8 protein-coding genes are annotated in these 15,677 nt (G+C 39.7%); 2 read left to right on the forward strand and 6 right to left on the reverse strand.

The genetic code is table 11. The annotated features are described in order from the left end of the window. Positions 1 to 14: 14 nt before the first annotated feature. The gene (locus AC1EU2_RS05015) at positions 15 to 596 is read left to right on the forward strand and encodes a protein-tyrosine phosphatase family protein (RefSeq protein WP_480296887.1); all 582 of its coding nucleotides are present in this window, start codon (positions 15 to 17) and stop codon (positions 594 to 596) included. A gap of 24 nt (positions 597 to 620) precedes the next feature. Here the strand turns inward: AC1EU2_RS05015 and AC1EU2_RS05020 are convergent, their stop codons facing one another. Beyond that, a complete protein-coding gene (locus tag AC1EU2_RS05020) occupies positions 621 to 4,724 on the reverse strand; it encodes a hypothetical protein (protein ID WP_480296888.1) in 4,104 nt (1,367 codons plus the stop codon). 374 nt (positions 4,725 to 5,098) lie between these two features. Here AC1EU2_RS05020 and AC1EU2_RS05025 point away from each other — a divergent pair, with 374 nt between their 5' ends. Then, entirely contained in the window at positions 5,099 to 6,421 is a 1,323-nt protein-coding gene (locus tag AC1EU2_RS05025; protein ID WP_480296889.1) for an OmpH/Skp family outer membrane protein, read from the forward strand. A gap of 159 nt (positions 6,422 to 6,580) precedes the next feature. Here the strand turns inward: AC1EU2_RS05025 and AC1EU2_RS05030 are convergent, their stop codons facing one another. From AC1EU2_RS05030 to AC1EU2_RS05050, 5 genes are all read right to left on the reverse strand, one after another. Continuing rightward, on the reverse strand, positions 6,581 to 7,696 hold the full coding sequence (locus AC1EU2_RS05030) for a site-2 protease family protein (RefSeq protein ID WP_480296890.1): 1,116 nt from the start codon (positions 7,694 to 7,696) through the stop codon (positions 6,581 to 6,583). Positions 7,697 to 7,705: 9 nt separating this feature from the next. Beyond that, positions 7,706 to 8,731, reverse strand: a complete 1,026-nt coding sequence (locus tag AC1EU2_RS05035) for a methyltransferase (protein ID WP_480296891.1) — start codon at positions 8,729 to 8,731, stop codon at positions 7,706 to 7,708. 184 nt (positions 8,732 to 8,915) lie between these two features. Then, positions 8,916 to 11,165, reverse strand: a complete 2,250-nt coding sequence (locus AC1EU2_RS05040; RefSeq protein ID WP_480296892.1) for a PAS domain-containing protein — start codon at positions 11,163 to 11,165, stop codon at positions 8,916 to 8,918. A gap of 95 nt (positions 11,166 to 11,260) precedes the next feature. Beyond that, positions 11,261 to 14,386 carry an efflux RND transporter permease subunit gene (locus AC1EU2_RS05045; protein WP_480296893.1) on the reverse strand — a complete coding sequence of 1,042 codons (3,126 nt, stop codon included), beginning with the start codon at positions 14,384 to 14,386 and terminating at the stop codon, positions 11,261 to 11,263. Continuing rightward, the gene (locus AC1EU2_RS05050; protein WP_480296894.1) at positions 14,386 to 15,582 is read right to left on the reverse strand and encodes an efflux RND transporter periplasmic adaptor subunit; all 1,197 of its coding nucleotides are present in this window, start codon (positions 15,580 to 15,582) and stop codon (positions 14,386 to 14,388) included. The genes AC1EU2_RS05045 and AC1EU2_RS05050 overlap by 1 nt, the downstream gene beginning before the upstream one ends. Positions 15,583 to 15,677: the final 95 nt, after the last annotated feature.

Consider the following 15,677-nt stretch of genomic DNA (forward strand, 5'->3'; position numbering starts at 1 on the left):
CAAGCTTATATGTTATGTCGATCCAACGATCATCGAGCTGTCCGAACTTACATTCTTCTACCACCGCTTATGCTCACAAGCCAGCAGTAACACATAATCGTTCCCCTTTAACGGTTGAAAGCATACAGCAAACGGGTGTAGTAAACGTATTTCAGCCTGCCCCTTTGAAACAACACTTTTCTACGGGGCTGATAAACCAAAGGACGTATGAGTTACTGCACAAAGCAGGTGATGTTGTGGTACTAGATTTATTACCCATCAGTCAACACACAGCTGAAAGTGAAAATAAACATGAACAAAATCTCGCCCAATTCTATAACGTTCAATATGTAAATATCCCCGTTTCCGGGGAGAGTGACATTACATTAGAAAATGCTAAAAAAGTGAGAGGGTTTTTCTCAAGTCGTGACAATAAGACCATTGTCATTCATTGCAAGTCAGCAAATCGAAACGGAGCAATGATGGCTTTAGCGGCTTTTGCATGCGATGGTAAAGATAAAGAGGAGGCCATCTCGATTGGGGAAGCATGGGGCCTAAAAAACCTTAAAAGTAAAGTAGAAGCAGTTATAGATCACGAACACTCAATAAAGCAATAGTATGAGGAAGTATCTTGTTTCCCTCTACTTTTTGTACTTTTTAGCTACGTCAGAGTTTGGATATTCATGAAAACTAAGCCAACCAAGTTTATCTTCAGCTTCTGCTCTGAGCTTTGTATACTCCCAAGCTAACGTTTTTATATCTCTTTGCAGATTGAATATTAACAGTCTTTGTTCTTCGTCTGCGTCTCTCTTTGCTTGCTGCTGTTGTCTTATCTCAGAGCCCATCAATGCACCGTTACTTTTTAACCTATTGAGAAACTGTTGTTTTAGACCCAAATCATTTCGTACCTGATCTAAAGCAGTATTCTGATTTTGGCCACTTGTTCCATACGCATTGATACTTCCCAATGTTAAGAAACACTCAAGCACAAGATCGAGTTTTTCTACAGATGTCGAAAATGCGGCTGCATACTGAAGTGCATTGATCTCCCTATGACCTGACTCTGTTAACAATATCGCACCACTCCTTATAATGGTTCGGCATGTAGATGCGGGGGTACCTGCATTCGTAAGTGCAATTTCAAGCGGATTTGGTATCTTTTTATCAAACTTTACCTCACTAAGTTCACTTAAATTCCATATCAAATGAAATACAGCCTTTCTAGAATTATATGCCGCACAATGAAGAAGTCCTTGTCCTTTCGAATTAGTTGAACTAACTTTTGCGCCACAATGACGCAGCGCATTAACACAATCATAGTCACCATGCATCGCAGCGTATAATAATGGGGTATTACCATCCATTCCTTTTGCTTCCAATAGTTCAGAATTGCCTTTGGCAATAGCTGCTACTGCTTTGGACTTAAAATGCTTGATGACAAATTCAAATGGATTTAAATCTAAATGGTGATAACGTAGTTTTGGATGTTCGCTACCGGGTACAAGGCTATGAAACCTTTGCCGAGTTTCTAAATCAATTTTCCTTTCAATCATATAAGTAATAGCTGACTCAAACTCATTAAGTAAAGCAAGATCTAATGCTGATAAGCTGACTGAGTTTTTACTTTCTAATAGCTCTGTTTTTCTTTTTTTCTCTCCAAAAACAGGTTGCTGCAAGCGAGCATCATAATCAGCAAGCACCTTCATAAACATTTGAGAACAGCAACTTTTCGCTGCTTTATGTACAATACTCTCTTGTCGCCTTTCATCTACAATACTAGACAAATTCGTATAGGGCAGCAGCTTTTCATATCCCGCGATAAAGCCTCCTACAACGCAATGGGCAATTGCTTTTTGCCCTTCGGGACTTACAAAATTGGGGTCGGCTTTACGAAGTAACAGTAGGTGAAAAAACTCTATATTTTTTATTTTTGCTGCCACGATAAGCGCACCATCTTTTAGTGGCTGCGGGCATTCTTTCCAGAAGTCTATATTCACCTCTGATATCAGCTGCATCAGGTAAAAATCGGACTCCGTTTCACTTAAGCACAAAGGCACTCTTACCCTCTGTGTTTCAGTATAAGTAGGTTTAGTTTTATAAAGCTGACGAGAACACTCTAATGACTTATCACCAATAAAAGGTCTGTTGTCCTCAACTGTTTCTCTTCCCCAAACAAAGTAGAAACTTTGTAACAAGAACCTTAGCAGTTCAGGCTCGGCTCTCATTTGAGACTTACAAAAATCTTGTGCGTCGTCATACCATCTGCACTCAGTGACCATTCTATTCGTCACTTCTCTATGATTATTATCACGAATTTGTCCTGAAATGCTCAGTTTATTTATGCGCAATAAAAGCTGAAGAAAACATTCGCTCCTTTTAACAGAAGAGTCAGATTCAGCTTTTTCTATATTTTGAAGATCCCTTTTTACGGTTTTCGATAACAGTTGCTCAAGTGTAGGATATAGAGCATGTTCTGAGCTCACGGGAAGTGCATCACACAGACTTTCTGGTGTTAAAGAACCATCATTCAAAAACTGGGTTAACTTTTGTTCGATATCTAATACGCACTTTTGACACACTCCTGATAGTTGATATTTAAGACACCGCATTGCAATAACCTGAGTTAATGCTTTAACTGAAGTGGCATAATAAACATCTGATTTGGTAGATTTTATATATTCCATTTTTAACCAGTTGAGCGTTAAAGCAAGCAACTCAGGCTTATATGAACTATCCAATAAACTATTTTTAAGATAAATGCTTTCTGAAATTGAGGTATCCTGTTTATAGAGCTTTGAGAATACTGCACAACATCGTTCTAATCTTTGCTGTTTAAAAGCATCACACCCAGAATAAACATTATCTCTTAAAGTTTCAGCCAAGCTTTTTATGTCCTTGTTCTCAACCTGCTCTATACCCTGCAGAACAACTTCATTTCCAATTTCCCGCTTTAACTGCTTATAACTCAAATTTTGCAGCTCACTCTCTGAATAAGCCCAATGTTGTTGTTTTTGTAATTTTGCTATTTGTTCTATAACTCTTTGTTTAACATAAGATTGAATTATTGGATTTTGATCCTCAAAAGAGGACTCGCCAAGCAATGTGTTTAATTCTTGGATTGACTTGGTTTTTGTGATGGCCTGCAAGCAAACATCACGCTTATCCCTTTCATCACTTATCACTGCATTGATCACGGATTCATAAGTTAATTCAGAAACTTCGTTGTCTGAAGAAATGATATACCACACCCCTAATAACTGACACAGTTGCTGCTTCAGCTCTTTATCAGTTTTGGAAGGGGTAACAAGATAGTAACGCTGGTAATTTTCAGTCGAAAATTGAGCATCAGTAAAAACTTCTAACTCACGAATTAATGCAATTTCTCCTTTGGGTTTTACAGCTTCACTTTCACTTATTTGTTCTAAGAGCAAAGTAACTTGTCGACGGCTTGAAAACCAAGTCGATTGGTTTTCCTTTAGTTTTTCCACAATTTGCAACACGTTTTTATTCGAATCACATCCAAGTTGCTGCTTTGGTGGTTTAGCATCAATATTGCCGCACAATTTCGCCAAGCGAAATGTAGCCCAAGCATATTCTTCATCAGTTAGATTTTGAGCTTTAAGGTATTGCTTCATTTGTTCAAAAATAAGATTTCTAACTTGTCGTAATGGTTCGGAATAACCTTTTCGTTCGCAGCTCAATGTCAAAAGAGCGAGGTTGCCGTTGGGATACTCTTCACCTGTACACCACTGAAGTATAGCTAACCGCTTGATATAAAGCGGGATGTCAGAGTCAGATAATAACTTTACTATTTTGGTATAATTGGCCTCAAAGTCAGCTAATGTTTCTTTATCAGCTTTTTTTAAATCCAGCTTATTCATATTCATACTCAGTATTTTGAGCTTAGTGATATAAACTTGCCCGATATCCTTTGGTGGTTTTTCAATCAGACGAACTAAATCTCGACACACTCCTTGTTTCATTTCAAAAGGAGCTACTTTTATGGTTCCTTGATCGATCAACATAAAACTTGCCAAGAACTCATTATTTATTTCATCCTCTAGGAGAGGCCCTTCTAGCTCGGTCGATATCTCTTCCTGGGTAATGCTGCCTGAATGAGCTAAACTTGCACGAGCTGAGGAAGTAAGAGGTTTCTGTTGCTCAGGAAGCTTGCCATCTACATAATGGCTATCGGTCATTTGGTCGGAAGGTGAGCTTTCATCACTGCCATTTTCTATCGGAGGCATTTGCTGTGGTTTCTCTATCTCACTTAAATCTTCAAGACTCTCTGATTTTTCGGTTACTGATAATGCAGAACCTACCGTCCGTCTGAGCCCTTCTCTACTAACCCCATTATCTTCTTCAAAAGAAGTATCTATATCAGATCCTTGAATCGATGTTGGTTCTATGGGCGTTTTCTGTCCTTCGCTGCTAGATTTGTGTTGTTGAGTTTTTTCAACTTCCTGAGCACAACAATTATTGTCACTATGTTCTAATTCAGCCTTATTTATTTTTGGGGTAAACTGGTGATCAGTTAATGTTTTATCACTCTCTTCATTATCACTCCCTAAAAACTGATTCATTGCCTCAGCTGTGGTATGACTAACGCTATGCGCCTCTTTTGACTGCAAAAAATTAATTTCTTGTAATGAGAAGTCATGACCTTTTACAGCCTGATTGATACCAAGGAGTTCTTGAGCCGATGCTTCATTAAGTTCACGACCAGCTAAAGTAGAAAGTGTCATTAGTGGTGTTTCTAAATTGATTTAATTGAATAGTAATATCTTATTACCCAACAAGTGCTGAACAAGGTGTTATTAGATATACTTAAATGGCTATTGTTATACTAGAGTCAGTGAAAGCTCAATATCATTACATTCTTTCTTGAAATAACTTTAGACGTCCCCGTTTGTTTATCGTTACTGCACCACTAAAGAGCGAACCTAAAGCAAATAACAATTTATCGCACATCATATCTTAATAGCTCTAAAAAGATTTCTTTAGTCATAAAAACTTAACGATTGGATATTGTATAAAATAATTGCATTTGTGGATTAATTACTCTAAAGTGCGCGTCTTGAAAGGATTAACTCATTAGACCACTTGTAAAGGATTACAAATGAAAGCCACTAAATTACTGATAACTGTTGTCACAGCTTGCACTTTATCAGCTTGTTTTGCGCCTTACCCAGATTCAGGAGCAATTGTTGGGTACGAATATCAAGTTGAAGAAGCGACGAGAGATGCATCGGTCTATTCTATTTCAGAAGATGACTTTTCTGACTGGCGTAGGAGCTTAAAGAACCATGACTTTGAGAACCTCACTCTTTCAGCACTTGCCGAGCTACGTAACACTTATATCGACAGTGATAGAGTACTCAGCTACCAATCAAACTCACCTTATTTTCTTGATAAAAACTTAGACGAAGAAGACCTTTTTGAAATTGAGAGGTCACTTAATCAAGACAAAATCAAAGAACTTGATGGCAAAATTGCTACGGCAAAAATCGAGCAAGAACAATCCAAAGTTAAAGAAGCAGAAATTGACAACATTGCTCATGAATTTGACAAACAAATTCAAGAATTACAAAACCAAGATGTAAAAGCTCAAAGCGACTTTCAGACATTACAGCAGACTATTGCGACTCGGTTCGACGAAATACAAACAGCTCAAACTGGCCGTCCTAGTCGTCTTTCGAGACAAATCTTGCGCAAAAACCACTTTGTCGTATTAGATGCTTTCGAAGGCTTCAAAAATTGCCAAGAGCAAGTCACAAGTATGAACAAGCATGAGAATTATCAATATAATGTTTACGCAGAATCTATTGATTTTAAACAAAAGCAAGTTTGCCCTTACTTTCAACTTCCAGCCCACAGTGCAAAACGCAAAGCTAAGCTTTTTCAAGGACTAACAGAAGAGGATAAGAATACCATTCGCTTAGCTAGTCGCACATTCGTTACCCAACAACTAACAAGCGATTACGTCAAAAGTGAGATAGCAAATGTTGAAAAGCGTCGAACGCAAAAAGCTAAAGAACTGAATTTGAAACACGGTTTATATGTTGAACGCCCTAAGAATTCTGACAATATTCAAGCATCAATCAACGAGTGGCTTGAGACCAAGGAGCAATATGAACGTCTTTCAGACAAAGAGCTCACAGCAAATATGGCGCAAGCTCTGAGATACCAGTTAGAAGCATCCCAATTTTACTATGATAGCTCTAGGTTGTTTGACAGTTTAGACAAAGTATCTGATGTGCAACCTGATGGCAGATTCGAATTAGATGGCAATGAAAAACATCATCTTATTATCGCAAATCATAACTATAGCAATAAGTTCTACTCGCTTATCAGAATGAATGAATTTGAAGGAAAAGATAAAGTCATCGTCAACATCAAGTATGCGTTCGATTTTCATCAACTCAAGCAGCTAAAACTTTAAATAAATTTTCGAAACAACTACCAGACAATAACTTATTGTCTGGTAGTTGTTTTATGCAAGGCTGCGCTTGTGCGGTTTGGTTATTACCGACATATAAAACTGTCGTTACTTCGTTTCCAAATAAACAAGCGATAACGCAGTAGAAATGACCAATTTGCCCTAGCTTTGTAAAATTTTGAGAGGCAACGACATCAATTCATCACCCATCATGGCGCAATACCAAATGATCCCAATGAAGCCTGCAACAGTTAACAAATACCAGATAGCAGAAAAGATTTGCCCGTAACGATCGAGCGGTAAGAGATGACTTTGGTGTCTAGCACGCCATTCAAACACAATTTCGATTGAACCAATTGCCAGCAAGAAACCAAATAATGTTAAGCCGAAATAATAACAAATGACGACACCCAACATTGCGCCAGCAACACAAATGACTAATCCCGTGACACTGTTCATCGAGAAGCTAATACTTTTAATCACGTGACCACCATCCAGTGGCAATATTGGTAGCATTTGAAATAGATTCAATAGTGCACTTAACGACGCTAAACCCGCAAAGAATATATTGTCGGTAACCATATACCCCAGCAAAAATAGAGCTGACAACAACAAACCAAAAGTGGGTCCCATAATGGAGATCACCACGTCTTGCCAGCGAGTATTTACCTTCTCATCACTGAGTGCCATCCCTCCCATAAATGGGATTAAATAAAACCCTTTAGTTTTCATACCAAAGTATTTCATGGCCTTAACATGACCATACTCATGCACGACCAAACAACCAATTAATGCTAAAGCAAACTGGAATGAAAAAAGCCACGTATAAGCCGCCAAGCTTGCACCTGCCAATACTACTTTAATCACTTTAGCGCTTTTAAGTAGCTTTAAACCCAGTGAAGCCAAACCGATTAAACCGGGTTTACGTGCTTCTTTTCTCGGTGCTACTGGCGTTTGCTGCTCAATATCCTTGGTATTTCGCTCACCATTTTCAATGAGCTGATCGTCCACAAACAATTGGTAATCAATATTAAAGGGTTGCCATTTAACATCAAACTCAAGTTTAACGTTAATCACTTGAGGCTCAACGCTGTGATCTTCAACACCAATTTGCGGTTGCGAAGTCAGTTCAAACTCATGTACAAACTGACCTTCATTTTGTTCATCTGCGTTACGGCCAGCTACAAGTTGGTTATTCCAAAAAATTTGCTGCCATCCTGCAAGAGAAGCTTCTAACCTTAACGGTTTCCCTAAGCAATCGATATTCAATAGTTCCATTGGTTTGCTCTATTTCCTATTGAGATAAATTTTATATTTATTGTTTTCAGCACAAACATTCACGTCGCCAAAATTGGTAGCAATCACTTCTGAATATGGAAGATGACGATTTGCCACGATTTGGAATACACCACCTTTCTTGAGAGAGTCAGCACTATTTTTCACAAAGCGCTCAGCTATATCTGTGGTTGCTTTCAGTCCATCATGAAATGGGGGGTTAGAGATCACAGCATCAAATTTACCTTCGACATTCGAGTAACCGTCTGAAGCATAGACATTCGCTTTAAATCCATTTGCCATCATGGTCATTTCACAAGACGCTAATGCCATCGCATTAATATCAACACAATCGAGTTGAAGCTCTGGGTTTTCTTTTAGTAAAGCTGCAGTAATCACACCTGCACCACAACCAAAATCTAAGACTCGCCCGTTGAGCTTTGCTAGGTTCTCCAATAACAACTCTGTGCCTTTATCCAATTGTTTTTGACTGAATACACCAACAAGGTTACAGATTGTTATTTCACCTTGAGGTATTTGCAAGTGGTACTCAGTCACCCAATCTTTAAGCTCCACTGGCGGTGCTTTACTTTCCAACTCTGAAGCATAAAGCAGACAGTGTCGGGCATTATCTATTTTATTCGCCGTTGAAAAATAGTTGGGCAGTTGTTTCGGAACCGATTTCACCCCACCTTTGTTTTCACCAACAATAAACAGCTCACCACCTTCTAATAAATGATTTGCGGCCAGTTGATTCAGATACTCTGCGAGAGGTTTAGCTTTAGGATAGTAAAGGACAACGCAATCAAATGTCTTTTTATCTGACAGCTGATGACCGAATTGGCAATCGACTTGTTCAGATTGATGATGTTTTACGGCTAAATAATGGTTGTAGTCTAAAGCTAATGAAGTGATGTGCTCTGCGGTGTGCTTTAACTCATCGAGTAACTGATCAGACTCATGGTTAAGCAACAATACGCTCTTATTCTTAAAATATTCTTGATTTCGACAGATCAATTGAGAAGGATTGGTTAACACACTCGCCTCTGGCTTAAAGAAATAACAGCGGAATTATATCACCGATAATTATTGAATATCGATTTTGAAACCTTAGACAACAAACTCATCTATCACAGTACAATCAAAATAATCTTAAAACCTAATGTTTAAAATATTTTAATTGAAGGTACTCAAAGTAATTAGCGACTTTATGGCCGCTTAATTAAGAATTAACCATCGAGACTGAGCGAGTATACGCCTGACAAATATTATGTTCACCATTATGCTTAGCACGTTTGAGCGCCACTTCGGCATTATCCATAAATTGTGAAAACGTTTGTCCTTCGTGATAGACCACGAGCCCTACACATACTCCATCAGACAGTCCGTGTTCATTGAGCCTCTTCATGATATCCAATGCAAACTGATGGGCTTCGTCAGCACTCGTATTTGGCAATATCACCATTAACTTACCTAATTGCCATTGCGCTAATTGATACGCTTTTGGCAATTCAAGTAACAAGCGCATTTCTATATCTTGTTGACGCTTTTCAAGTTTATCTCTGTCACTGATGTGGCTGAACACGCCATCAGGCGTTATTTCCATGAGCATCATACTGGAATGAAGTCGCTTATGACTGTCAAGACTTTTAAAGTAGCGCTCGACGTCTGAATAACTGACAAGAATCGCACTTCTGAACGGAATTGATTCTCTGACTTGAGGACTGCTTTTGCCCTTTTTGATTGGCAATAATGTACAAATAAGATGCTCGTTGTCAGAGTTTTCAGCCGTATAATTATTCAATAAAATATCCACATTGATAAAACTGCCATCGGCAAGCATCGATAAGTGCCCTTGCCAAGAACCTTTTAATGATATCTGTTGTTGGATTTGATTCCACTGAGGTTCAATCTCAGCGCCAAAAAGCTCGATTAAGGTTTTATCTGTTGCGCCACCTAAACGTAGGAAACTATCGAATTGGTTATTCACTTTGATGAGGTGACCACGAGTATCGATTAAAGCGACAGGGATTGCCGAGTCAGACAACTTCTTTAACAAATATTCACGCTCTTGAGATTGAACGAGTGCACTGTTGTCATTGAGATTGATAATGGCAAAACCCTGCTCTAAATACTGGGAATCTGGAGCTATTTTAGCGTCAACATCAACCACACCAGACCCATACTGGCGCAGGTCAAACTTTCCTGACCACATTTTCTGAGCAAGAAACTCATCTCTTAATAATTGGAAGTCATCCGATTCAATATGGAACACTCGAGCCAAAGTACGTTCAATGAGCTTGTCTCTTGAAATATTCAATATCGATGCTGCAGCGTTATTGGCTACAACAATACGCCCGTTCTCCCCAGCGATCAGTACGCCATGATTATCATTGAAAAGACTGTCCACCAATTCAACATTATAGCCACGGGCTCGCTTTTCTAGCTTAAACAAGTGCCCTAAAATAATCACGGCACCAGCAAGGATCGTCAGTAAGGAAATGGCGATAATCATCAACTGTCGCCAATGGGCAAAACGAGCAACAATGCCTTTGTCTAAGACAAATGAGACCAAATAATAATCTCTATCAATATTATCTTGTGCGGTTAAATCGATTTTTAAAAACACAAACGTCGCATCAGTACTATGAAACTGGCCGAACTTGGTCAGTACGATTTCACGCCAAACTTGAGGAAGCGCTTGTGCAAAGCTGCCTCCAATCCCGATTTGAGCCTGTGCCTGTTGTATTTTTTCAATACCACTACCGGTATATAATGCCCCTTGTGCATCAAGCATAATAAACGATGATTTATTCATGCCGATATCTGGTTTTATTCGCTGTAAGGTACTGTTCAACGACATAAACGTCACTAGAAACCCTTGTTTCTTAGCCGACGGATTATCAATCCAAGACACTTGATACCAATAAGGTTCAAGACGACCATTTATGGGAGCAAACTTGATATCTGAAGTAAAAACATTATTGCCACTGTATGCGGTTTTGTTATTGATAACCTCAGCAGGCAGGCGAATGATAAAACTGTTAGTCGAACTGGAAGTAACTAAATTACCTTGAGTATCAAATAAAGCAATTTCCAATAGATCAGGAATGTTGGCAGTAAGGTTACTCCAGCTCTTAAGCATATTTTGCTTTTGTTCGGCTGATGGCGATTCAAGATAGTGCGTTAACGACTCACTCTGAGCAAACGTCCTTGTACGAAACTCTTGAAAACTTACTTTGTCAGAGAGCATGGTTCCAAGTGTTTGTAACTCACCGTATCTCTGTGTTGCCCAATCATTTTGCAAACGACGCTCACCGACATTGATAATGACATTCGTCAATAAAACCATCCCTAATAGCAACATAATCAACTGACTTGCGAGCGCAAGCTTACGTTGATAAGACCAATTAATGCCTTGAGCTGAAAAGAGTAATGATTTGAGTTGAGGAATTGTGCCGTTTGTCAGCATGGGTCTGCAATATATTCGAAACTTACAAGCATCTTAACATATAACCTTCGAATTGCAGTCGAAAAGAAAGGGAGCAAACACGCCCCCTTTGATACTTAAACCTGCTTGGGCTGCCACCACCAATGAAACACCTTAGAAGATACTCGCTTTATGTCTTCTAAAATAACATAGAGAGACGGCACAAGAATCAGGGTAACAAAAGTAGCAAACAGAATACCGAAGGCGAGCGATACAGCCATTGGGATCACAATCTTAGCCTGTAAACTGGTTTCTAACATGATGGGCGCCAAACCAATAAACGTGGTTAACGAAGTTAAGATGATGGCTCTAAACCGACTCACGCCCGCTTCAATCGCGGTATCTTTAATGGATAACCCTTGCTTTCTGGCCTTATTAATAAAATCAACCATGACTAAAGAGTCATTCACAACAACCCCCGATAATGCCAAGATCCCATACAAGCTGAGGATATTAAGCGGAATTCCTATCAACATGTGACCAAACACGGCACCGATAATTCCAAACGGGATCACCGACATAATGATCAATGGTTTCGAGTACGATTTTAATGGAATCGCCATCAGTGCATAGATAGTGAACAGAATAAAGAAGGCCCCTTTAAGCATGGTATACAAGGCTTCTTGTTCATCTTTACTGGCACCGTCTAAGGTAGTAGAAATGCGCTGATACTTTTGTGCAAGTACCGGTAAAAACTCTTTCTGGATTTCCCCGGTAATTTTCGAGGGTTCAGCTTTCGTTTTATCTACGCTAGCAACGACCGTAATCGCTCTCTTGCCATCAACACGATTAATGGATGAAAAAGATTCCCCGGTCTCGATTTCAGCGACATTGCTAAATGGAATCGCATCACCTTGAGGCGTACGGATCATCATACTCTCTAAATGACCTAACGTTTTACGCTCTTCAGATGGGTAGCGCACCATCACTTTGACTTCTTCTTTATTACGAAGAATTCGCTGGGCTTCATAACCATAGAAACCGTAACGAACTTGCTGTGCTAAGTCAGACAAGCTCAACCCTAAAGATTCAGCTTCAGGTTTAATGTTTAAACGAATTTCTTGGCTTCCTGACGATAAATTATCGCTGATGCCGTATACACCTTGGTAAGTCGCCAGTTTTTGTTTCAATTCAGTGGCGGCTTTACTCAATTCGCCCAAGTCTGTTGCCGTCAATCTGAAGGCAATATCACCACCGCCACCTGCGCTGGTGCTGCCATTCATATCCAGCTTTTTAACGGCCACAAAGTCAGGCAATTGGTTACGCCAAACTTCGACAATCTCATCGCTGGTCGCGGTTCGGTCTTCACCTTTAGTTAATTCAGCAAAAATAAAGGCATTAGTACGATTATTCATATCAATTTGCGAGTGCAATAAGACTTGTTCACCGTATTGGCTTTCTAGCTGCTCACTTGCACGATACAAAGCATCTTCAATTTCTTGCACCACTTTTAAGGTATGAGTTTCGGCAGTGCCATTTTCCATCTCCAACTGAACTTGAACAAAGTCAGACGGAATATTTGGGAAGAAAACCCAACGCACTTTTCCGCTTTCAATTAAACCATACGTCACAACAAGTAAACCAATAAACGTCATTAATACGCTATAACGTACATTAACGCACTTACTGATGAATGGGCGGTAAGTCTGTTGAATGAAGCGCTGTAAGCCATGGTTAAATTTATATTTTATGCGGCTAAACGCATTATTCGGTGCTTTTTTTGGTCTCATTTTCATGTGTGCCAAATGCGCAGGAAGAATCCATTTGGACTCCACTAACGAAAACGCCAAACACAAAATAATCACCAAGGCTATCGACATTGGAATCACACCAAACGGCCCCGGTGTCATCAACATTGGAATAAACGCAACAATCGTCGTTAACACACCAAAGGTTGCAGGCATCGCAACTCGGTGAGCACCTTTAATCACATTTTCAACCGAGTGACCATGAGACTCGATTTCCGTATAAACACTCTCACCAATCACAATTGCGTCGTCGACCACAATCCCCAGCACCAATAAAAAGCCGAATAAGGTAATCATATTTAATGTCAAATTGAATGGATCAAATGGCATCAACAGCAAAGTACCGAGAAAACAGATTGGGATCCCTAACATCACCCAAAAAGCGAGTTTTAAATCCAAGAAAAACGCCATCAATAAAAACACCAATAAGGCACCCATTACCATATTGGAGATCATCATATTAAGACGCCCTTCAAGGTAATGCGTTAAGTCTCCCCAATAACCTAAAGTGACAGCTTTTGGTAAACTGGCTTGCTCATCGGCAATGTATTGTTTGACTTGGTTGGCGATGGTTACTGCGTTTTGATCATCAATACTTAAAACTTCGATAATTGCTGCGGGTTTCGCATCAAAACGAGTATAAAAAAGCCCTTCTTGGAAGCCGTCTTTAATGCTCGCTACCTGCGGTAACATAATGCGACTACCATCTGGCTGGGTTGCTACAACAATGCGCTCAAAGTCGCTTTGTGTATAAGCTTGCCCCTTGGTTCTGAGTAAGATATCGCCATTTTTCGCTCGAATCGCACCACCGGGTAAATCGACCGAAGAGTTCTGCACTGCCTGTGCAACATCAACAAAGCTTAAGCGGTATTCTTTCAGTTTATCTTCAGAAACCTCAATACCAACTTCATAATCAGGCATACCACGGAGCTTAACTTTGGTCACAGCTGGCAGGTTGGCTAAATCATCACGAACTTTTTTAGCAAACTCTTTCATATCCGCTTGGGTCATTTCGCCAGAAACGGAAACCCATATGACATTATTCTCCGGCTTTTGACGGTAAATATTCGGTTTTTCAATGTTGGCAGGAAAAGTAGCAATGGCATCAACAGCCAATTTAACTTCATCCATGACATCTTGAACTTCATAGCCAGAGGTCACTTCGATATTGACCGAGCCGACGCCCTCGCCCGCTACGGAAGTCATTTTTTCGATACCGGAAATATCTTTAATGGCTTCCTCAATTTTAATAACAATGCCTTCTTCAATTTCCTGTGGTGCCGCACCAGGGTAGGCAACCGAAACATTGAGGTAATTGAGTTCAAATGTCGGAAAAATTTCTTTGTTGATCAATTTTGCACTGAATAAGCCACCAATGATCAACACCCACATTAATAGGTTTGCTGCAACATTATTATAGGCAAACCAAGCAATAATCCCTTTTGGCTTGTCCATTAGTTGTTATCCTGTTGCGTCTCTTTGGTGGTATCTTTGTTGCTTTTTTCACCGAGAACTTCAACCTCTTGGCCATTAGCTAAACTGGTGAATTGTGTCAGTGATACTCGATCTCCTGTTTTGAAGGCATTTTGAATATAAACATTCTCAGCATCACTACGGACGGGTAAAACAGTACGCATTTCAATTTTGTTTTCAGCAGTCACAACGGCGACTAAACCGTCACGAACAAGGTGTCTTGGCAGTTTGACGGCTTGAGAAACGACTTTACCGGTAATTTTTGCATCAAGGAAAGTACCGAACTGTAAGGGTAACGTTTGTTTTTGTTGTTGGATGTCTCTTTGATAAGGGTCTTGAACTTCTGCAATCAAGTAAGCCATTCGGCTTTTTTCATCAACAATACCTTCACTTCGCGTAATACGGCCTTGCCAATGCTGATAGTTTTCACCCGACTGACTCATCAGGTCAACGTCCATATTCGGCTTCATTAAAGACTCTAAATGAACAAGTTCATGAGTTGAAATTGGCAATCTTATCTCTGCAATTTGAGTATCAAACAATTGACCGATTTCACTGCCTGTTGACACAAACTGCCCTAAATCAGCACTTCTTGCTTTAACAATGGCATCAAAAGGCGCTGAAATAATCGTTCGTTCAAAGTTACGCTTGGCTTTTTCTAACGCCGCTTTCGCTGCTTTAACATTAGCTTGCTCACGCTGCAGTTGCGGTTTGCGTAAACCAAGACTTGGTGGAGTACCACTGTTGTAACCTTTAAATTCGACTTTTGCGACTTCACCTCGAGCAATTTCCTCATCGAGAGACGCTTGAGCTTGAGCGAATTGAGCCTCGGCTTGAAGTAAATCTGCATGGTAATCAGCCGGATCAATTTTTGCGAGAACATCCCCTTTTCTCAAAAAACCACCGCTAACAAACACAGGTGAAAGCTCGATAATACGACCACTCACTTCTGCAACCACTTTTGTTTTATATTTTGGTTGTGCGACGCCGTAAGATGGAATCATTAACGCTAATGACTGTGGCGATATCTCCATGACTTCAACAATTGGCAGCGCCGGTTTTTGCGCATCTTGTTTTAATTCTGGCTTACTTGGATTTAATAAAATAAAAACGATTACTGAAAAAATGAAAATCAATAGTGGTGACAAGCGTCTTAACCACAAAGTGTAACTACTCATGAGGCCTTGTTATCCTTCTCAGGGCGAAATCTTGCTTAAATTACCAGAATACTTGTTAATAAAAAACGACTAAATGTTAATAACATTGTAATAAA

It is taken from the genome of Parashewanella sp. 2304DJ23-3 (assembly GCF_056591695.1).

What these genes read in the sequence shown, in the direction of transcription:
- AC1EU2_RS05040 (WP_480296892.1), bottom strand. Translation starts at nt 11,165, where the DNA reads ATGCTGACAAACGGCACAATTCCTCAACTCAAATCATTACTCTTTTCA.
- AC1EU2_RS05045 (WP_480296893.1), bottom strand. Translation starts at nt 14,386, where the DNA reads ATGGACAAGCCAAAAGGGATTATTGCTTGGTTTGCCTATAATAATGTT.
- AC1EU2_RS05025 (WP_480296889.1), top strand. Translation starts at nt 5,099, where the DNA reads ATGAAAGCCACTAAATTACTGATAACTGTTGTCACAGCTTGCACTTTA.
- AC1EU2_RS05020 (WP_480296888.1), bottom strand. Translation starts at nt 4,724, where the DNA reads ATGACACTTTCTACTTTAGCTGGTCGTGAACTTAATGAAGCATCGGCT.
- AC1EU2_RS05050 (WP_480296894.1), bottom strand. Translation starts at nt 15,582, where the DNA reads ATGAGTAGTTACACTTTGTGGTTAAGACGCTTGTCACCACTATTGATT.
- AC1EU2_RS05015 (WP_480296887.1), top strand. Translation starts at nt 15, where the DNA reads ATGTCGATCCAACGATCATCGAGCTGTCCGAACTTACATTCTTCTACC.
- AC1EU2_RS05030 (WP_480296890.1), bottom strand. Translation starts at nt 7,696, where the DNA reads ATGGAACTATTGAATATCGATTGCTTAGGGAAACCGTTAAGGTTAGAA.